This window comes from Mechercharimyces sp. CAU 1602 (assembly GCF_024753565.1).
Lineage (GTDB): Bacteria > Bacillota > Bacilli > Thermoactinomycetales > JANTPT01 > Mechercharimyces.
The window spans coordinates 934,253-955,410 of sequence record NZ_JANTPT010000001.1 but is presented as its reverse complement, the minus strand read 5'-3'; the positions used below and the strand labels follow the sequence as shown (position 1 = coordinate 955,410).

Sequence of the window (21,158 nt, the reverse complement as noted above, 5' to 3'; positions counted from 1 at the left end):
TTTCCCTAACTTTATCTTGCTTAACCCTTTGGACGGTTTTCACTTAGGCATATGAATGCAAACCTGCAACCACCAAGTTGATTACTAATAGATTGATCATAATAATGATAAACCCGATCACTGCCAGCCACGCTGACTTTTCCCCTTGCCAGTCACGGGAAAGGCGCAAGTGAAGATATACACTATAAAAAAGCCACGTAATTAACGCCCAGTTCTCCTTTGGATCCCAGCCCCAAAAACGCCCCCATGCCTCATGCGCCCAAATCATAGCAAAGATTAAACCTCCCAAAGTGAAGAGCGGGTAGCCAATAACATTGGCACGATAACTAATCTCCTCTACCAATTGGGGGTTGAGACCGCGTACCATCGGATACAATCCTTCGTATAAGCGTTTGCGGATGATCAACCTGGTTATAAGCGCTAAGATTAAACCGGAGAATACAGACCAGAGCACCGAATTAAATTTCTTCGCTGCACCTTCTCCTTTCATCCATGATGGTGCATCAAAGAGAGGGGTGTCTCGACCGAGAAAAGAATCCGCTGCTACAACTTCTCCCTCATGTGGTCCTACAATAGCGGGTAAGCGATACTCTTCCTCCCCTGTTTGTCCAGTGGAGGCAGTATATTTAAAGGTAGCCTCATAATCGCTAATAGAAAAGGCAAAAGAGACAACAATAAAACCAACCACCATCATCATCAGTACCAGTGATGCTTCGAGAAAAAACCGACTCTTTGGGGTTGGCTTCTCCCCTACCACCCGTACCAGATATATCAATCCAACAACAAAGCCAATCGAAAACGCCCCTTGGCTTAAGGCGACTAACGTCACATGGATATATAGCCAGTAACTTTGCAATGCTGGAATGAGTGGCTCCACTTCACGTGGGAATACAGAAGCAAACGCAAGCAAGATTACCGCCAGTGGCATAGCGAACGCTCCAATTACCACCATCCGATATAAGTAGTAAATAACAACAAAGAAAAGGACAATCCCAAAACTTAAAAACGCCATAAACTCGAACATATTACTTGTTGGAAAGTGACCGCTGATCATGATACGTGTCACTGTAAACGCTACTTGTGCTAATAAACCGGTAAAGGTAACAAAGATCCCCGCTTTACCCCAACGGCGGACGTGCTCCTCTTCACCCGACTCTACTTTTTTCCCCACAACCGCGACGACAAAGATCACCGAGGCTGCTAAGTATAAGAAGAAGGTTCCTAAAAGTAACCAATCCATCAATTCATTCATACCCGTTCCTCCTGCACCTACCGTTTTTCCCTCAAGGTAAGTGGCCACTTCGCTTGCTCTGCAGCCTTCTCCACCTCTTTTGTGAATCCATACCAGTTTTTGTTCGTATGCGTGCCTACATACATTGTTCCCTCATCATAGCGGAACCAGACGCGGCGATGCTGCCAGTAGAAACCAACAATCAAGCCTAGCATTCCAATCGCTGCCCCGAAAAATATAATTGGCAAGCTTTTTTCTGTTCTTACCATCAAACCGGTTTCATTCGCATGCTTGATAGAACCAAAATTAATGTTATAGCGGTTCTCTGTCTGAATTTTACCCCAGTCCACACCTGCGATTACCCACATCTTTTCGCCTTCAGGCTTTTCGGGAGTAGTCACATGGAAGACCATCGCCGGTCTATTAGGAACTTCCGAACGGGTTGTCGGCTTACCGCTGTCCATCACAAAATCAGGGAAGTAATCAAGCATCTGCACTTTGATTCCATCTCCAAGATCTTGTTCGCTGTCCGGCTTAAATAGATCAACGGTAAAGCGCCCCAACTCTTTATCCCCTTTATCTTCATCGACCAGCACTAATTCCAATTCACTCTGCCGTGGTTCTAACGCAGATTGATAAAGAAGCAACTCTTCATATTTGAAGGGATGATTTACTTCAGTACTCCCTTGCTTCACTTTTTCTAACTCGCCGTCCTCACCTTTTTTAAACAACTCCAGCTTTGTGCGGTACTCTTTTACCGATTGTTGAGCCATGCTCTTATCCACACCTGGAGCGAGATCCTCCTCTTCATATAGAATCGTCTCCGCCTTTACATTTTTGAGGTGGTAATCAGCATAGGGTGCAGGCAGTTGTTTGGTTTCGCCATCGCGAATCCAGATAAACTCATCCATCGACCACCCTGGAATGAGACGGAGAAAGGTACCGAAGAAGAACAGAATTAAACCTATATGTAGAATATAGGGCCCCCATCGACTGACACGACCTTTTTCCGCTAACATCGCTCCATCGTCTCTGCGTACGCGGTAACGCTTCTTCTCCAATGCTGAGTGCATCTGATCCAGGTGCTGCTGCGCCTCGGCTGCACTCATCGTCTCTTCCACATGGTAACGCTGCCTTTGAATAAAGAGCGGACTCTTTTTCACGCGCTGGTGCTTCAACGCTTGGTAAAGTGGAACCACCCGATCTAAGCTACAGATGATGAGCGACGCAGATAACAGTCCTAGTAAGAAAACAAACACCCACGACTGATATACATCATATAACCCTGTTTCAAAGTAAACCTTCCCCCAGAAACCATACGTCTCTTCGTAATATAACTCCGGTTTGGGAGAGGGAATGTATCGCTCCTGCGGGAAGATTGTCCCCAGTGCCGAGACGATCAAAATGATAACGATCAACCAGATCGCCACTTTCACCGAAGAAAAGAAATTCCATATCCGGTCGATCACTGTATTGCTAAATGTCTGAGAGCGTCGAGCTTTTCCTTCATAACGCATATCGATGGGACCTTCGTCTACCATCTTCTCATCGAGTGGTTTCCCACAGTATTCGCATAGTACAGTGCCTACAGGGTTGGGATGTCCGCATTCGCACTTAATATCCTTTATCATTGGCCCGTTCACCCCTTACAACATCAACATAGTTAACGAAATCTAATCCCTATTATATCGTGCGCATCCCGTGCTCCCCCTCATCCATTATGAAGATTGTTTGAAAGATCATCCTCGCAATAACATGTCCAACTTTTCAATTTCATGTTTCTTCAACTCCCGAATATCACCACGCTTTAATCCATTCAAGCGTAAAAAGGCCACTTGGGTACGCACCAGCTGTTGTACAGGATGCCCGACCGCCTCACACATACGCCGTATCTGTCTGTTTCTCCCTTCGTGAATCACCAGCTTAAGCACGGTTTGATGATTGCTCATCTTCTGTCGTTCTACTTGGGCTGGCTGTGTCCATCCATCTTCTAGACGGATTCCTTTACGCAAGCGTTCTAACTCTTTTTCCTCTACTTGTCCTCTCACTGTCGCTAAGTACGTTTTTTCAATCTCGTAGCGCGGATGCATCAGCCGATTGGCCAATTCACCGTCATTCGTAAGTAAAAGAAGACCCTCTGTATCAAAGTCAAGCCTGCCCACCGGATACACACGTTCAGGAATATCCTCCACAAAGTGAGCCACCGTACGTCTTCCTTCCGGATCAGACATCGTTGTCATCACATTTATCGGTTTATAAAAAAGAAAAATGCGCTTTTGTTCCTTGTTGATGGCTCGTCCATCCACCATAATTTGATCTTTTGCCGGATCTACTTGTGTCCCCAATTCCGTTATCACATCACCGTTAACTGTAACTCTTCCTTCAAGAATAAACGACTCACACTTCCGCCTCGAAGCGACGCCTGCGTGTGCCATCACTTTTTGTAATCGTTCCATGGTTATCTTCACCTCGCTTTCTATTGTAACGATAACGACAAGTAAAAACGAGCATCCACGATGAAGAAAGAAAATAGCAAAAAAGACACACAGGCAAAGGAACATATCATAGCGAGCGCATAGATCCCTTTACAGTGCGCCTTCTCAGCAGATTCATGAACTCATCAAACACGCAGTACCATATAATCTCCCGACTTCAGTTGTACCACATCTGCTTTCATCGCTTTCGCAATATCAAGGGTTAATAATTTGGCCTCTTCCTCATCTGCCGCCCACAATGAAAGAGCCTTCCCCGCTAATACACGTTCCTTGTGCAAAGTAACATACGCCAAAATTTCGTAACTAGGCTCTAAGGTAGATTCTCTTCCCATTCTATCTTCTCCCTATAAAATTAGTATCCATAACGGAATGGCTTTTCTTTACATTTTCTAATAAGGGGGTATTTTGAATCGTCTCTTTGAGCAAATCTGGATTTTTTAACACTGGCACCAAAGTGATTACGACTTTTCCTGTGTCATACTCTTTCCGTGTAAAATGATATCTCTTCACTCCCATAGCGCGTGTTGCTTCAAATAGAATCGCTTGTCGCTGACCAAAGTGATCCAAGGTGATGCGAAGGTGATTCTCCTTTGGTTCGATAATAGCCGCTATCCCTTCATTTTGAAACATGGTACGTGCGTTTTCTGTTCCCAATAGATTGGAGATGTAGATTTCGTCAACAAACAGCTCCGACCCTTCCACCTTCACCTCACCTAGACGAACAGTAGCAATATCACCCACCGTCTTTCCTTTGGAAAAGCGCTTTAACCATAGCAATATGAGAATACCTACGGTACAACCACTACCTACATTAAGCCATATCCACTTACTATCCATCACTTGCATCGTAAGACTGGTCGCAAAAGCGACCAACAAAGAGAAATAATTACGGGCCTCAAACGTTTTGGCAATACCATCGATATACGCGTCGCCACGATAAGTATATTCTGTATTCTCCAGATCCTGCATACTTTCTTTTTCTATCTTACGAATGTCCCTAAACTGTTGAATAGCTAAAGCTAGAAATGTGACCGCAACGTAATTTTTGGTCATCAGTGCGGGGATGGCAACCGCCCCCAAAAAAGCAGCGACAAAGCTGGTTAAGACGTGAATCATATACCCGTTCGGATAACTTGGATATTGGCGATAATCTTCTTTAATGGTGCTAAAGCGCGCAATCGTACCCATGATAATCCCCGTAACAATCATGATCACATACTGGTTGGAAATGAGTTCTTCTTCCAAATCGGATTTACCCCCTAAAACAACAGCACTCCTCCCTTATCATTGGAAATAAGAGGATCTCCTATACAACACCCGTCACTACGTTTCCACTACATCAACCGAATCATGAACCCGAAAAACGAAAACCAAAAACAGTTTGAGACACCCACACTAAGCGGGTGCCTCAAACGGATGTATGTCGCTATCTACTTTATCTCTTGCCCTTATCTCTGTAATATTTTTATGACTTCCTCGGCTACACCTTGACTAGACTGTGGATTCTGCCCAGTAACCAGCGTACCGTCCACCTCGACGTGCCCCTGCCAGTCTTCGACCGTAATTACCTCTGCCCCTAGCTCCCGCAACTTACTTTCCAACAGGAATGGCATATATTCCACCATATCGACTGCCTTTTCCTCTGAATCTGTAAATGCACTGACACGTTTCCCCGCTACAAGAGGGTTCCCGTCTTTATCCTTCACATTAACCAATCCTGCGGGTCCGTGACAGACTGCTGCAACCACCTTATTTTGGGCTATGAGACTTTCCACTGCATCGATAAGCGGCTCGTGATCTGGGAAGTCAAACATGGTTCCATGACCACCTGGTAAGAAAATAGCATCAAACTGACTCACATCGATATTAGCTAAGCGCTCCGTACGTTCACATTGCTTAAGCAATGCCTCCGCACTTGCTAACTCTTCCTTACTGGAGATACTATTGGGGTCAACAGGTACCTTCCCTCCCTCAGGACTAGAAAGAGTGATATCGTATCCCTTTTCTTTAAATCTATCGTAGGGAACGGAGAGCTCCTCTAACCAGAACCCCGTTTTTATATCATTAGTAATCGTATCGTGATTTGTGATCACAAATAGGATGCTTTTACTCACTGTTATTCTCCTTTCCGTTGGATCATTTAATCCTCCTCCACACAGTAGGGAGAAGACCCTTACTATAATGCCCCATAATCTTTTTCACATCACTTCTGGGACACTACTTACGGTATACCCTTCTCCACTGCGACAAAACGTTAGTAGGAATTGTGCCTCTATTTCACCACAGTTCACAGAAAAACAGGTGAGAGAACGATCGTTCTCCCACCTGTTTTTCGTAACAAGATAAACGCTGTCTTTTACTCATTTTAAGCAAAGAGGAAATCATCATCCGTCAGCTTTTCCACATTAAGCGCTTTTACATATCCATTACCCTTAGTGGAGAAGAAATCGTGGGTCTTGGTATCCGTCTTAATCCCATTTTCCACAATCGGATTAATGGTAGGATCCGCAAAAACCGGATCTAAGCCTAAATTCATCAACGCTTTATTAGCGTTATACTCCACATATTGGATCACTTCGTCAGTAAGCCCAATCGAATCATACAGTTCAGCCGTATAAGCACGTTCTACTTCATACAATTCCTCCAGCAGAGCTGACACCTCTGCACGCAACCGCGCTTGCTTCTCCGGCATCTGAGCGAGCAGTTCTTGTGCCAATAAGCCTGTATATACGCCGTGGATCGCTTCATCACGCAGAATCAAAGATATGATCTCACCTGACGCAGTTAATTTCCCTTGTCCTGCCAAATAAAGCGGATAGAAAAACCCACTATAAAAGAGGAAGCTCTCCAAAAAGACACTGGCGACCATTGCCAAATATACTTCCTCTTTACTCGCTTCAGGCTTTAACAATGCGTGATAATATTTGAGAATAAGCCCTGCTTTCTTTTGCAAAAGGGGATGTTGCTCCACCCACCGAAAGATTTCATCGTTTTCTTCCTCCGTTACGAGGGTGGTAAAAATACTGCTATAACTCTTCGCATGAATCTGTTCCATCGCACCGAAAAGAGCAAGCACAGCCTTTTTCTGCAGACCCTCCACATGGGTGGTGAGAAGGGGCATCCCCTCTCCACCTTGCTGTGTATCAAGCAGAGTTAAACCACCCAACACCCGTTTGTATGTTTCTTTTTCTGTGGAAGATAATTCATTCCACGTATTAAGATCAGAGGAGAGCACAATTTCTTCTTCTGTCCAAAACTGAAGAATTTGTTGCCGATAAAACATTAAGCTCATCTGATCTTCTTCACGATTCCAGTTGACCGCTTTTAAACTCACGCCCATCCCTCTCCTTCTATATCTAAAACTAGACTGAACACGACAAGCATTCTTCTACATCCAACTTGCGCGAACGTGTGTAGTAGAGGCTTTTTAAACCTTTGTGATTGGCATATACATAGTATCGCGCCAACTGACGTGTGGAAATATCACTATTTACAAACAAAATCGCACTAATTCCTTGATCAATATGCTCCTGCGCCTCTGCGACCAGATCAATTACTTTCATCATGTCCATATCGTAAGCAGACTTATAATACCAGAAGTTTTCCTTTGCTAAGAACGGCATCGGATAATACGTGGTCGCATTCGCATATGTGCGCGATTCGATTGCACTTGTAATCGGCATGATGCTAGAAGTAGCATTTTGCAAATAGGAGATACTCCCTGTCGGTGCAATCGCCAAGCGGTAAGCATGATAGAGGCCATGCTGTTGAACTTGTTCCATCAAAAGACGCCAGTCTTCTTGTGTAGGAATAGCCATTCCAGCAAACAATTCTTTCACCTGCTCCGTGCGCGGTGAGAAGTCTACATTTACGTATTTGCTGAAGTAACGACCATTGGCATAATCTGAGCGGTCAAAGTCTTTAAACGTTTCCCCTCTATCTCGAGCAATCCACATCGATTTTTCGATAGAGTGGAAATTTACCACCATAAAAAAGGTGCGTACAAAGTCGCGTGCCTCTTCCGATTCAAACATGATCCGATTCTTAGCGAGGTAGCCGTGTAAATTCATCGCTCCCAATCCCACCGAATGCATCTCACGGTTTGCTTTTCGTACTGTCGGTGCGTTTTTGATGGCAGTCATATCGGAAACCGCAGTCAGTGCTTCCATTCCCGTATGCACCGCTTCGCGAATTTTGTTGGCTTCCATCACGTTAACAATATTTAGTGAGCCAAGGTTACAATTAATATCTCTTTTAATAACATCTTCTTGATCGTAATCGTTAATTTCGCTCGTCTCCATCAGCTGGAAAATCTCCGTACACAGATTGGACATTTTCACCTCACCAATATCACGCAAAGCATGTGCGCGATTCGCATTCGATTTATACATGATATAAGGGTAACCCGATTCCAACTGAATCGTCGCCACCTTACTGAGGAAATCACGGGCACTCATTAACATGCGTTTCTCCACTTGAGGGTTGGCCACCAGCTCGTCATAACGCTCATCCAAATCGATATCATCTAAATGCTCGCCGTAGGCACTATAGACAGAGTACGGAGCAAATACATACATGGGTTGGTTTTCTTTTGCCAGTTGGAAAAGTTTATCTGGTACGATTAAGCCGATAGAGAGCGAAGCTATTCGGATTTTTTCGTCTGCATTAATTTTCTTCGAATCGAGAAACTCATTTACATCCCAGTGAAAACAGTTGAGATAAGCTGCACCTGCGCCACGACGCTGACCCAGTTGATCGACATAGGAGAAGACGTCTTCTAACAGCTTGAGGACTGGCATCACTCCACTGGCCGCACCTTCGATTCCTTTAATTGGTTCACGGCGCGCACGCAAGCGAGACAAGTTAATGGCGATTCCGCCTCCATTCTTACTCAGTTGCGCCGCTGTATTAATGTTAAACATGATCGAATTTAAGGTATCGTCCATTCCCAAGAGAAAGCAACTTACCATCTCTCCCCGCCGACTCTTACCCGCATTGAGAAAAGTGGGGGTAGCTGGTTGATACCACTGGTTCATCATCGCAATCACAAAGCTCTTCGCCTTTTCTACATCGCCTTGTGCTAAATAGAGAGAAACCGCCACTACACGATCTTCATATGTTTCAAGATACTGCTTTTTATCGTTTGTTTTCAACGCATAATCCGTATAAAACTTGGTGATGGCCATATATGATTCAAACGTAAACCCTTGGGCATATGCCAATTCATATACAGATTCAATCTCCTCTAGCGAATACTGCTCGACTAATCGCGGATCATAGTAGTCTTGTTCCACCATATAGTGAAATTGTTCTATTACAGAGTTAAAACGGATAAGCTTTTCAGCTACCTCTTCTTCAAATTTTGCAATGGCCTCACGATCCTTATGTAGCTGATAAAACCCGTCTACCGTTTTCGTAACCTCGTTGTTTAACTCGATATGTTTCATGCTGTAACCTCTCCACCCTTTCCTTGATGATCTCCCGATCCGTCGGCGTACCTGATAACTCAAATTTATGAAGGACTGGAACTTGATACTGCTCTGCAATCACATCGGCACTACGTGCAAAATTTTGTGCGAAGTTCCGATTTCCACTGGCCGCTACGCCACGTAAATAATCACCATTTTTTTGCAAAAAAGTTTCCACAGTCGGTGGAACTTGTCCAAAACCAGTCGTAAAAGTGATAAGTACATATGGTTCATCTATAGTAAGGTTAGGCTCTATCTTTTGTGCGTCCCAACCCAAATGCTGAATTAGCCGATCTACATTTCCTGTTTTGGAGTCATAAATGACACGCATCTTTTTTCCCCCTAGCAAGCAAAAAGAGAAAGAATAGATATCACACATCTTTCTCTCCCGTTCAGTTCGAAACACAAGATATAGTATGTATATAGTTAATCGTATTCAAGATCATGTGTCAATAATGTTAATCCATCATTTTTTGTCAAGGAGTAATTTTGATTTCATGAGGCGAAAATGAGAGAAAAGCTTGCCCGACGGGAAAAAAAAGAGAAGAATAATTTGAGGGAATCAAACACTCATTCTATCATCAAGAAAATGTCCGTTAGGAGGATGGTGTAAACTTGTGATCGAGGGGGTTCAAGAAATATCCACCTTGAAAGTGTACTGGTGCGCGTGAGGAATGTCAATGTGTAGATCGTCAACTAGTGCAAGAAAAAAGCACCACTTGGGTGCTACGGATATTATTCGTTTAGTAGGCCTTGCTCCGCTAGCAATTGTTGCAACTGTTCCGGTGATAAATTAGAATAAGCAAACCCTGCTGGGAGGGGGGAACTACTCTCCACACCGTTGATGGTATAAATCATACGCGGCTGAAAGATCACATAATTATATGTACCAGGAACATCATAGTCTAATAGGAATCTCTGACTTTCTCCTTTTTTTATTACCTCACCCTTCTCGCCTCCCCGCTTGCGTACGTAGAGGGGATTATTGTTTTCAATGCCAACGATCGTTATCTCCTCGTCTGATACATTTTTCATATCATAAGATAGATGTAACTTTCCTTCCGGACTGTGTGAAAAACTGGATCCCTGTATATCAAGCGGGGGTTTATTTCGACTACTCCCTACATGAACAAAAAAGTCTCCCAGCCCAACCTCCACTCTCTTTTCCCCCATCGTGATATTGGTCTTTAGTCCACGTACCGTATATTCACCTTCTACTTGTGGAATCAGAGTCATAGAGACGATATAGTGTTGATACAAACTTTGACGATCGAACAGCTCTACATTCATATCAGTCACTTCAAATCCCTCCAACGTAGGGGCCTCAAAGGAATAGGTCTCTAAGTTAAGTTCATTTGAAAAATCAAGCAGATTCGCTTGTATCATCATTTCTTCTCCTACTAGGGCCGAGTAATCCACATCCGATCCCTGGATCACGACCCCCTCCACCTTACGAGCGAAACGGTAGTCATCTTCAGCCATAGCAAGATATTGAGCACCCTTAAAGAAAAGAATCGACAACACACATACCGCACATAAGATGACGAATGAAACCATTCGCCTCTTCGTACTCCTTTCTCTCACTTACACATCGCCTCTTTCTTTCAACTCATAATACTTTCACCTCTATTCCATATCAGAGTTAGTCATTCCTTTATTTTGTCTAATCCTTCTCTATATAAAAAGGCATGCAGAGAAAGTAACCCCACATGCTTTTGTCCATCTTTATCATATAGAAGCGGCCGCATTACGAGGTCGCGTCAGTGCTGTAATAACTTCTCGATGTTGAGGGTACAGCTCCAACAGCTCCTCCCGCTCAAACAACTCAAAGTCTTGAAAGTCGAACCCAGGTGTTACCATACAACCAACAATGGAAAAGCCTTTACCCCCATTAACCGAACTTCCAAAGATTTTATTTTTAGGAACAAGTGCTTGTAACACTTCTCCGTTTTCCAGATCAGGACCCAACTTAATCTGCTTATACATTCCCTCTTCGTCAATCACGTGAATGGTAAGTGAACTACCCGTATGATAATACCAAAGCTCATCCGACTTAAGACGGTGAAAGTGAGATACTTCATCATGTGGTAAGAGAAAGTAGATGCTAGTTGCTAGCATCCGTTTCTCAGTAAAGGATTGTGAAACCTCTTCATCACTAATCCATTCGGATGAACGGTATGTCTGACGGTAATATCCACCCTCTGGGTGAGGTTGTAAATCTAATTTTTCCAGCCAATAGCGATAATCTTTCATATGCCTAATATCCTTTCATCTAGAAGCACTCCAAGTTTAGAGCAAGTCTTAAACGTCCACTCACTCGCATACCATCATAGCTTCTGAACAAGGGGTTCGTCTACAAGAATTTTCACCCGCATCCCTTTGGACCGGCCATCATAGCTCGACCGCACACTGCTGAGTGATTGCTGCCTTGGCTTTAAGCTGTGCTCTTAGCACGGGTACTAGAATCAATCCCGGTAAGACCACAATGGCCATTCCTAAAAAAGAAACCCCTGGGGAGTACTCATACAAAACACTACCTACGATGGTAAGCACACCTGTTCCTAAACTAGTGGCTAAAGCTGCATATACCCCTTGTGCCAACGAGATCCATTCAGCCTCAATCTCGTCATCAATATAGCGAATAAATGTAAAGTGAGTAAGTCCAAACGTAAGCGCATGAAACATCTGAGTAAAAATAAATACCGCTGGATGTGGGAAAAGAAAGATCAACATCCAACGCAGAATCGATGCCACTAACGCAATCATAAACAGCGTAGGAATAGAAAGTGGTTTAAACCATCTGTCTGCGACAAAGAAGAAGATAACCTCACTACAGACGGCAAGCATTAAAATAAGACCAATCACAGTCCCACCCATACCGATATTCTGCAAATAGAGAAAACCAAAGCTATAGTAAACAGCATGCGCGCCCTGTAACAAGATACATATAGACAAACAGGTTATAAAAGTAGAGGAGCGGAAAAGCGTAAAGGGCGAAAGGCTACGCCTCTCCATCTTCTTATAAAGGAGAGTAGGTATGCTAAAGGAGGTCATGACGCCTAAGAGCAAACAGGAGATCGTCATAACAGTGAAAATAATACGATCTCCATACAACGAGATCAATCCGCCACAAACGATAAGTGCCATCATGAACCCCACTGAGCCCCACAAACGACTACTCCCATACACAACTTTCTTCTCTTTCAATAAGAGAGAAGCAACCGTCTCGTTCATGGGAAGCAAAACGGGATACACCATACTAAAAATAATAGTAACGACCATCAAACTAGAAAAGCCGTCCGCCCATGGATAAAGGCCCAATACAGCTACTGCCGAGAATGGGATGATGAGCGAAATACGTGCCAATGTAAAATAACCGCTAAGAAGCGGAAACAAATAAAGGTTACTAAACGAGCGCACTACCAAACCGGCAGAGATCATTATTCCAGCCTCACTTACTGTTAATCCACGCGAGGTTAAATACACCGTCCAATGCGGAAGAAAAACCCCCCACGTAAAAAAGAATAGAAAAAATCGATTTGTCAGCCACAGCTGGTTGCTCACAACACCACTCCTATCGTCATAATGCCTTAAAAGAACAGACAAACAAGGGAAGCTAGACAACTCAGTAAGAGTTTGTCCGGCTTCCCTTGTTTTCCCGCTCCAAAAAAACCGCTCATAGCGAAAATACATATCATCCGTAGTCTAGCGATTTAAGGTCGCCAGGTAGAAACTCTCAGACCATATTACTGAGGATATACGCAGTAGATTTACTATAATTTTCATAATGACTAATTTTATAGTGTCATATCTGTATTCCCTTCGTCAAGTAACATGATAAGAAAATTTAACCGCCCATCATCATCGTAACAATGATCCAGGAAGCGACTAAGCCCGCGAAGTCAGCCATAAAGCCCACTTTAACAGCATACATAGAGCGGCGAATACCCACCGCACCAAAATATACGGTTAAAACATACAACGTCGTATCCGTACTCCCTTGCATCGTAGATGCCAGCATGCCAAGAAAAGAATCGGGCCCTTGTTGTTGAAAAATGCTTTCCATAAACGCTAACGCCCCTGCACCCGAGATGGGGCGAAGCAAACCGAGAGGTAACACTTCTTGTGGGAAGTTTATCAGCGAAGTGAGGGGATAAAGTAGGCTGAGATAAAACTGAAGTGCACCCGACTCGCGAAATACGGCTACCGCCACCATCATTCCCACCAGATGTGGAATGATTTGAATCACAGTAGGAATTCCTTCCTTCGCTCCTTCAGTAAAACTCTCGTAAATCGGTACTTTTTTAGCAAGAGCATATACAGGAACAAAAGCTAATATTATCGGCAGCAGCCATTTCGAGAGCGCGGTAATCCAATCCACCATCTCCTTCCCTCCCCCATCAAAAACGCTTTTATGCTTCTTTCCCCCACGTTCGACGGCGGTACCAACGATCTAAGAGAATCGCTACCGCAGTAGAGCATAACGTTGCTAAAATGGTTGTGCCAATCACCGCCGCAGGTTCAGCTGAACCATACTGCATCCGCAACCCGATCACAGTCGTCGGTACCAACGTAAGCCCTGACGTATTGATTGCTAGTAACGTACACATGGCAGGCGTCGCTGTTTTTTTGTCCTCATTTAACTTTTGCAACTCTTCCATCGCCTTTAGTCCCATCGGCGTTGCCGCATTACCCAACCCAAAGAGATTCGCTGACATATTGGACAAGATATACCCCATCGCGGGATGATCGTGTGGAACACCAGGAAAAAGAAAGCGTGCAAATGGCCCCAACAGACGAGCTAGCTTCTCAATCAGCCCAGCATCTTGAGCGATTCGCATCATCCCCAACCAGAACACCAAGATACTTAAAAGTCCGAAACAAACAGCAATCGCATCCTTAGCCCCAGTTAATGCAGCCTCTGTCACGATTTCAATGTTCCCCTGAGCGGCAGCAGCAACAAAACCACTTACTAACATAAAGAGCCAGATATAATGGATCATATCTTCTCTCCTTCTTTCCATCCAAGTACACGCGCCAATACTTTAACCCAAGAAGAAAGAAACCCTTCCTCTGTCTCTTCTACATTTACTTGAATTGGAACGGAGCCGATCATCTCTTCTTGAAAATAAATACGCATCGTCCCCACCTCTTGACCTGCTTTCGAAATCTGATTAAGTGGTGTAGTAACCAATGGTTCCATCCTAATCTCGTCTGCTTCCCCGTCCGTCAATGGATAAGCAAATGAACGCCCTGCCGTTAAGTGAATCATTTTATCTTTGCTCGTCTGAATCTCCGCTTGAACACTCTCCCCCTCCGCTACCAGCTCACGCAGCGGATAATATTGAAACCCGTATTCAAACATCTGCATACTATCGTTCCAATCATCGGGTGCGTTTAAGGTCACCGTTATTAATTGCCGACGATCCCGTGTGGCAGAAGAGACCAACGTGCGCCCCGAACGCTTCGTATAACCTGTTTTCACTCCATCTGCACCTTCATACATTCGTAGCATTTTATTTTTGTTGTACCATTTGCGATTCCATTCCTCACCTGGCCATGGTACCGTGGCTACCTTAGATTGAACAATTTCTTGAAACTCGGAATTTTGTAATGCATAGGCACTAATACGGGCAAAATCAGCGGCGGTCGAGTAGTGTTGGGGATCATCCAACCCATGGGGATTAGCAAAGTGAGTATTGGCTAAACCTAAGTAGTCTACTTTCTCATTCATCATGTGAACAAACCCTTCGACAGACCCCCCAATATGCTCAGCAATCGCAACTGCTGCATCATTACCTGAACGTAACATCAATCCATATAAGAGATGCTCTAATGGGATTTTCTCCCCTGCTTTTAAGTAAATAGATGACCCTTCCACTCCCTCTGCTCGTGAGGTTACCGTTACTTCTTCCTCCAAGTCGCCGTGTTCGATTGCCAAGATCGCGGTCATCACCTTTGTTATACTGGCGATCTTCATCTGACTATCTGCGTTTTTCTCATATAAGATCCGTCCCGTTGAACCATCGATCAATGCTGCCGCTTCCGCGCTCACTTGTGGCAACTTTTGCTCCTGTGCATGTATCTGACCGGGGGTAATCCAGATGGAAAGGCAGAGTAGACCACAGCCGATCCATCTCATCACTCGCAACATTTCCCTGTCACCTCACTTCTTTAATCCATAGCTTGTATTTATATATATGTAGGTGGGACGAGGTTATGAGGACAAACCGTCAAAACGATAGGACTTGATCGGTTCATGATCCTTCCTCAACTTCATCCTAATAAGCGCGTTTCCGTTCATCCTACTCACAGCGAAGGGCTCAGCCCATCTTGAAAGAGTAATAATTAAAAAAGCACCTGACCAAATAAGTCAGATGCTTACTTTCTACTATTCAATAATTTCCTCAACTATATGCTTAGGAGATACAGCATATTGTCCCAGAACCACTCGAATTAGGAGATCCATTCTTCTATATACCTCGGCCTTTTACACGCCTTCCTTATAGGGGAGCGTAAACCAAAACTCACTCCCACGCTTCCCATCTGCTCGTGCTCTTATCCCAATGTGACCTTGATGAAGTTCCACTAGCGACTTGGTAATGGCGGATGCAGAAATAGACGTAGAATCTCTCCTCAAATCGTTACTATTTACCTGATAATCTCCCTAAAAATGGAGTTCATCTTATTCCTATCGTAATCCAATAGCCAATGATTATACAACTGATAGATACCTTGTATGGTTTCCTTCCTTCTTGAAATAATATCTACTCCCCTGTGATCATAGTTATGAAAAATTATATCCTTTGTTGCATTAATCATATAGAGATCTCCCATTATATGTTGATTAACCTCCATAGTACTGTTCGCATTCGCATTCAGTAGGTTATAGGTATCTATATCTTTAACTTTGCATTGAGTATAGTAACAATGTGTTACAGTACCATCTTCATCCGTCTCTGTTGGATCAGGATAACGAAAAGGAACTTCCTCTCTGACTACATAAGGCCCTCGATTATTATGTGGGCTAATATACTCGCCGAAAATATGCTGTCTTACATCCGAATCAAATACTGAAAGAGGATAATCATTCCAGCTGTCCATGAACAATATTACATAAACATCGTCTTGCGAATGAAATATTTCACTAAATAAGGTGTTTATTCGGTTATGCACTTGCAAAATATCGCTTTTGTCTACTTGTATCTTAGAGCATAGTTCAATCCTTAACCCTATGGGATAGTTGTAAAATAGAGGGGATTTCAACTCTAAATCGAGAAAATTTCTATCCATGTACTTTTTCAATTTATTAATGAAATGACACTCCTTTAAAATTTTCATCTTGCATCGAATAGCAACCTGTCAATGATCTCTCTTACATATTGTTTATAGAATTGGAACAGGTGCTACTTCACAATGATTTATCTGGTGTAGCTCTAATACATCTAGTGCCCTTTCAGACACAAAGAGATACATATTGTCTCCCAGACAAAAATCGTGTCCAGACCAATCTGTTAAACCTCCTTCTTTTATATTCACCCTGCCTAATGGTAATAGCCTTAAAAATAAAGGTAATACTGTCTTTGGATGTAACTCCAAAAAGGATTCATCCATAGTCACCTTCATCTCTTCACATTGATAACCCGTTAGATTATAAGCTTGAATACTTTTCACTAATGGCTGTGAGACAATATAGCATGGAACTGTCTCCAAAAGACTGTCTCCTAACCATCCAGAAAAAACATAGTGAAGAAATTCTACTTTTCTGTGCCCACTAGTATAAAAATCCTTGGAAAAGAGAGTGTCTTCTCCAACACCACCTGCAACCTCAGGCTCCAATCGATACAATCTCATCTAAATAATCACCTACTAACTGGAGGTTGAACAAGTGACCACACTATCCATTCTTAAATCATCAAGCATAGTGATTTCTCCATAGAAATGATCACTCTAATACAAACAACTATGTGCTTTAATTATGCTATCGATATTGATTCGGGTCGTTCTCCCTAAGTACGGGGCCTTTATTAGCAAAGCTCCATTCAATCATACGATCTGTCATCCTATCATATAAATCATCTTTCACATAAGGCTTTTTATAGTTGCGCAACGTATGGAAATCCTTTTTTATCTGTTGTAACACTTCATAACTAAAGACATCCCGATCGTCTAAGACCTCCCATAAATAAGTACAAAATCGCTCAAATCCATTATCCCAGTTTCCATTTCCATTGTTCTGGGCTTCATACCGAAGTTTTTCTATAGCTCTAAGCAGTTCCCCTTCAACTGACTCAGCTTGACCACTCTTAGGAACATACTTCTTCCAAATCACCTTAGCTTCCTCGAAATATTTCATATGACCCCCTTAAAGTAAGCCATCTTCTCTCTCTTTCTAACCAGCTATGATGCTTGGCTAACACATCTTCGTAGAATTCCTGTGAATAATACTCCTTAGGTTCCATATTAATATTACGTCCCTGCACCATATGAGGGCTATCATCCGGGTAATTGAAATCTGCCCAGAACTCTGTTAAACCGATCATTCCATAAAGAGGATCTCGAGAAAGGTACTTTAGACGTCTTTTTAATAGAACAAATCTCCATTTTCTACACTCTATCTCTTCGGTACTATCCACCGTACTTGACAACCTTTTTAAGCTTTTTTCTATATCTTCTCTATCTGATTCATAGGCGGATGCAATGGCAATAACATTTTCATCTAGTGAGTCGCTTAATACGGTACCTAGCCACTCAACAGCGAAATTAATCACCTCTTTTACTTCAATTAAGGAGTTATGATTTCCCAGACCTTTTAATCCTATCAGTAAGGTCATCCAATTGACTTGAATGCCTTCATTATTAAACAAATGCATATACATCTTATATCGACACCCCATTTTATGAACCTATCATCTTAATTTTCCATATCATCAAGAGCATTGCTAAACATATCTATCACATAGTCGAGAAAATCATCATACCTCATACAACTCTCCCCACCTAAATCCCAATCAACAACGGGGCACTCGCCATATACCATCTTGCTGGTATCCAAACACACTTGATACTCATCTACATCATGAATCACAACATAGAAAGAGGGCAGACCATACCCCTATAGCTTTCTGTAATCACTACACACGTAGGAATCCTTTCATCATTAATAAATCGTTAATTATACGAAAGTTCTTCTCTTCTTTTCTTGGTTCCCCACATTTACACCCCACGACTTCCGTAGATATCTATTATTAATTAGCTTGTTCACTCAGTCTAGCGAGTAGTACTTCAACTGCTTTTGCTTCAATACATCTGTTGTCTCTACTTATAACCCCGTCTCTCCTCCACCAACACCACGCGGACCTCTTGAACCTCTTGGACCTCTGGGTCCACGCCTTCCTCTCGGGCCACTTGGGCCTTGCGTCCCTGCTGGCCCTGCCGAACCGGTTGGCCCTGTCGGGCCAGTTATGCCTGCCGAAGTAAGCTCTCCTACTTTGATTACGAAAGCATCTGATGACCCTGCCAATTGAGACTGAAAGGACTGAGGGGTAACAGGAAAATCGGATGAGTCCGTTCGTCCCGTAAAATACGCACCTCCCTCTGAATCCACCGCTACATCCGATCCTGCATCAGAAAACCTCCCACCTAGGTAAGAGGAAAAGGAAATCCCCTGACCAGAAAAACTCATTTGGGTCACAAAAGCATCGCTATCCGTACTAACAGCACTAGCATCACTATCTTGGAATGCATCTGATGTGATGGGAAAGTTAGTGGAAGTAGTTGCACCCGTCACCCATGCATTTCCAAGAAAATTAATGGCAATGCCGTTCCCTCCATTTGATCCTCCGCTCCCACCTAAATAGGTAGAATAGACCAAAGCACTTCCCACTGGATTCACTTTTGTCACAAACGCATCCAATGTACCTGATAAGGTCATCTGAAAGGCATTGTTCGTCGTAGGGAAATCAATGGAACCCGTTTCTCCTGTCACATACGCATTCCCACCATCGTCCAAGTCGATGGCTCTTCCAATATCCCCATCTGATCCACCTAGTAAAGTAGAGTACACCAGAGATGATCCAGCAGCATTCAATTTGGTAACAAAAGCATCACTTGCTCCACCAAACAATGTTTGGAAAGCACCTGGAGTTGTTGGGAAATCGGTTGATGATGTTCCTCCCGTAAGATAAGCTTGATTGCTATTATTGATAACAATCCCTAACCCTTGAGTAAATCCATTACCTCCTAAAAAAGTAGAGTACAGCAGGGCAGTTCCTGCTGGGTTTAACTTTGTAACAAAGGCATCGATCCCTCCCCCTGAAATCTGCGTCTGAAAAGCACCACTTGTAGTAGGGAAGTTAGAGGAACTGGTAACTCCTGCTACATAAGCATGATCAGTTTCATCAATATCAACGCCAAACCCGCGGTCAAGACTATTTCCTCCGAGGAATGTCGAGTAAAGAAGAGATGATCCTGTTACACTAAGCTTCGCCACAAAGGCATCATCAACTCCCCCACCAAATGCTGTTTGGAACGCCCCTAAAGTAACAGGAAAATTGGTTGAACTCGTTCGTCCCACGATATAGGCAATCCCTGATTCATTCACAGCAATATTTTCTCCTCTATCAAATGCTGTACCCCCAAGATAGGTAGAATATAAAAGAGAACTCCCCGATTCATTAAACTTACTAACAAAGGCATCAGAGCTTCCTTCTCTGACACTTTGAAAAGCACCTGAGGAGACAGGGAAATCATCTGAGGCTGTACTCCCTGTAACATAGGCACTTTTAGCTGTGTCTACGTCAATTCCGAATCCGAAATCCGTATCTGATCCGCCTAAAAAGGTAGAGTAAAACACGATAGGATCAATAATGAGTACCTGTTCAGAATCATACTCCTTTCTATCGACCTCAAAACGAATACATCCATCTGGGTCAAGTTGAAAACGTGTATGTACGACCCTCCTTCCCTGATCAGTCCATTGAAAGCTGACCGGCTTTCTTTCTCGCAGAACACCCAGTGGCAAATGAACGAACAAGTCCCCCTGCTCACTTATTCTCACATCGTCCCCACCCTCATATCGCAGCCTAACATCCTCCACACAAGCACCTGGATGAACCCTCACATCATACTTCAGCTGCTCTCCGTACCCATAAAAAATCACATCAATCCCTTGCCATACACCTTCATAGAGGACACATTCATGTCCTCGTCTACTTAGCTCTATGCCTTTGGGAGCCACCCCATGGTGTGCACCCACAAACCGTAATACCAACTCCTCAGACTTCTCCAGCTTAAAACGTACTCCCTCCGCCAGAAACGTACACTGTATCACTGGGCTTTCTGCATATACTTTCTTTTCACTACTATCCCTTTCACTTTCACACTCCTTAAACCGCAATCCAGTCTTCTTTACGCTTCTCATCCCATACCCCTCCGTTAAATGTCACCATGATGCTTTATCCTATGATCTGCACCCAATTTGGGTATGGGCATCTATATTTGTAAATTACAGAAAGAGGTTTTTCATTAACGAATTCACCTCATCGTTGAAACGGTATGTCATCAATTCTATTAACCTTTGGTAACTGAACCTCTACCAATGGTAGGAGACGTACCCCTCTTTACTCTTTTTCCCTTATTCATATCCGACTACAAAATTTCGTTTAAGGTTCTTTCCAACAATTGTACTGATAATCCCTTTTCTCTAGCACCTACCAATATTTTATATGTATTATTAATGATTCCACTTTCAAGAAATCAGTAACTATCATTCAAATTAAATAAAGTTGCTATCTGCGGGCTAATTACTTTAGATATTATATTTTCATCCCTAGTATATATCAACATTATAAATAGCTTTATCTCCACATTTTAATTCAATAGTCGCGTTCAAGTCATAATGAATACGCATCCCTAAGGATATTTTGATTTGATTTTAATTTCGCTTCCAGCTCTTTTTTCTTC

Annotated in this window: 22 protein-coding genes and 1 riboswitch; all 22 genes read right to left on the bottom strand. The window is 43.2% G+C overall.

Translation table 11 applies throughout. The features are described from left to right. Positions 1-43: 43 nt before the first annotated feature. Positions 44-1,252 (bottom strand): cytochrome c biogenesis protein CcsA, encoded by a 1,209-nt coding sequence (ccsA, locus tag NXZ84_RS04995; RefSeq protein WP_258839170.1) that lies wholly within the window; start codon positions 1,250-1,252, stop codon positions 44-46. Positions 1,253-1,269: 17 nt separating this feature from the next. After that, a complete protein-coding gene (locus NXZ84_RS04990; protein ID WP_258839169.1) occupies positions 1,270-2,862 on the bottom strand; it encodes a cytochrome c biogenesis ResB family protein in 1,593 nt (530 codons plus the stop codon). A 108-nt stretch (positions 2,863-2,970) separates the two neighbouring features. Then, positions 2,971-3,687 carry a pseudouridine synthase gene (locus NXZ84_RS04985; protein WP_258839168.1) on the bottom strand — a complete coding sequence of 239 codons (717 nt, stop codon included), beginning with the start codon at positions 3,685-3,687 and terminating at the stop codon, positions 2,971-2,973. A 164-nt stretch (positions 3,688-3,851) separates the two neighbouring features. After that, positions 3,852-4,058, bottom strand: coding sequence for a capping complex subunit for YIEGIA (locus NXZ84_RS04980; RefSeq protein WP_258839167.1), 207 nt, complete (start codon positions 4,056-4,058; stop codon positions 3,852-3,854). Position 4,059: 1 nt separating this feature from the next. Beyond that, a complete protein-coding gene (locus NXZ84_RS04975; protein WP_483869636.1) occupies positions 4,060-4,935 on the bottom strand; it encodes a YIEGIA family protein in 876 nt (291 codons plus the stop codon). Positions 4,936-5,174: 239 nt separating this feature from the next. Next, positions 5,175-5,840 (bottom strand): type 1 glutamine amidotransferase domain-containing protein, encoded by a 666-nt coding sequence (locus NXZ84_RS04970; protein WP_258839165.1) that lies wholly within the window; start codon positions 5,838-5,840, stop codon positions 5,175-5,177. A 251-nt stretch (positions 5,841-6,091) separates the two neighbouring features. Then, positions 6,092-7,060 carry a class 1b ribonucleoside-diphosphate reductase subunit beta gene (gene nrdF, locus NXZ84_RS04965; RefSeq protein ID WP_258839164.1) on the bottom strand — a complete coding sequence of 323 codons (969 nt, stop codon included), beginning with the start codon at positions 7,058-7,060 and terminating at the stop codon, positions 6,092-6,094. A 28-nt stretch (positions 7,061-7,088) separates the two neighbouring features. After that, positions 7,089-9,173, bottom strand: coding sequence for a class 1b ribonucleoside-diphosphate reductase subunit alpha (gene nrdE / locus NXZ84_RS04960; protein WP_258839163.1), 2,085 nt, complete (start codon positions 9,171-9,173; stop codon positions 7,089-7,091). Further along, positions 9,109-9,525, bottom strand: a complete 417-nt coding sequence (gene nrdI / locus NXZ84_RS04955) for a class Ib ribonucleoside-diphosphate reductase assembly flavoprotein NrdI (protein ID WP_258839162.1) — start codon at positions 9,523-9,525, stop codon at positions 9,109-9,111. Before nrdI ends, nrdE begins: the two co-directional genes overlap by 65 nt. A 404-nt stretch (positions 9,526-9,929) precedes the next feature. Further along, a complete protein-coding gene (locus tag NXZ84_RS04950) occupies positions 9,930-10,778 on the bottom strand; it encodes a hypothetical protein (protein WP_258839161.1) in 849 nt (282 codons plus the stop codon). Positions 10,779-10,922: 144 nt separating this feature from the next. Beyond that, positions 10,923-11,447 (bottom strand): cupin domain-containing protein, encoded by a 525-nt coding sequence (locus NXZ84_RS04945; RefSeq protein ID WP_258839160.1) that lies wholly within the window; start codon positions 11,445-11,447, stop codon positions 10,923-10,925. A gap of 138 nt (positions 11,448-11,585) precedes the next feature. Further along, positions 11,586-12,758 carry an MFS transporter gene (locus NXZ84_RS04940; protein WP_258839159.1) on the bottom strand — a complete coding sequence of 391 codons (1,173 nt, stop codon included), beginning with the start codon at positions 12,756-12,758 and terminating at the stop codon, positions 11,586-11,588. Positions 12,759-12,875: 117 nt separating this feature from the next. Then, positions 12,876-12,977, bottom strand: a riboswitch (purine riboswitch). A 64-nt stretch (positions 12,978-13,041) separates the two neighbouring features. Beyond that, positions 13,042-13,578: a spore maturation protein gene (locus NXZ84_RS04935; protein WP_258839158.1), complete on the bottom strand. Its 537-nt coding sequence runs from the start codon at positions 13,576-13,578 to the stop codon at positions 13,042-13,044. A 28-nt stretch (positions 13,579-13,606) separates the two neighbouring features. Beyond that, complete coding sequence (locus tag NXZ84_RS04930) at positions 13,607-14,197, bottom strand: nucleoside recognition domain-containing protein (protein WP_258839157.1); 591 nt, start codon at positions 14,195-14,197, stop codon at positions 13,607-13,609. Further along, entirely contained in the window at positions 14,194-15,348 is a 1,155-nt protein-coding gene (locus NXZ84_RS04925; RefSeq protein ID WP_258839156.1) for a D-alanyl-D-alanine carboxypeptidase family protein, read from the bottom strand. Before NXZ84_RS04925 ends, NXZ84_RS04930 begins: the two co-directional genes overlap by 4 nt. A 336-nt stretch (positions 15,349-15,684) precedes the next feature. After that, positions 15,685-15,834 (bottom strand): ATP-binding protein, encoded by a 150-nt coding sequence (locus NXZ84_RS04920; protein WP_258840405.1) that lies wholly within the window; start codon positions 15,832-15,834, stop codon positions 15,685-15,687. Positions 15,835-15,845: 11 nt separating this feature from the next. Then, positions 15,846-16,535, bottom strand: a complete 690-nt coding sequence (locus tag NXZ84_RS04915; protein ID WP_258839155.1) for a DUF3885 domain-containing protein — start codon at positions 16,533-16,535, stop codon at positions 15,846-15,848. 45 nt (positions 16,536-16,580) lie between these two features. After that, the gene (locus NXZ84_RS04910; protein ID WP_258839154.1) at positions 16,581-17,033 is read right to left on the bottom strand and encodes a hypothetical protein; all 453 of its coding nucleotides are present in this window, start codon (positions 17,031-17,033) and stop codon (positions 16,581-16,583) included. Positions 17,034-17,175: 142 nt separating this feature from the next. Then, complete coding sequence (locus NXZ84_RS04905; protein ID WP_258839153.1) at positions 17,176-17,550, bottom strand: hypothetical protein; 375 nt, start codon at positions 17,548-17,550, stop codon at positions 17,176-17,178. Next, on the bottom strand, positions 17,528-18,073 hold the full coding sequence (locus tag NXZ84_RS04900) for a DUF2247 family protein (RefSeq protein WP_258839152.1): 546 nt from the start codon (positions 18,071-18,073) through the stop codon (positions 17,528-17,530). The genes NXZ84_RS04905 and NXZ84_RS04900 overlap by 23 nt, the downstream gene beginning before the upstream one ends. Positions 18,074-18,108: 35 nt before the next feature. Then, entirely contained in the window at positions 18,109-18,282 is a 174-nt protein-coding gene (locus NXZ84_RS04895) for a hypothetical protein (protein WP_396654006.1), read from the bottom strand. Positions 18,283-18,516: 234 nt separating this feature from the next. Next, a complete protein-coding gene (locus NXZ84_RS04890) occupies positions 18,517-20,616 on the bottom strand; it encodes a DUF7948 domain-containing protein (RefSeq protein ID WP_258839151.1) in 2,100 nt (699 codons plus the stop codon). Positions 20,617-21,158 lie beyond the last annotated feature (542 nt).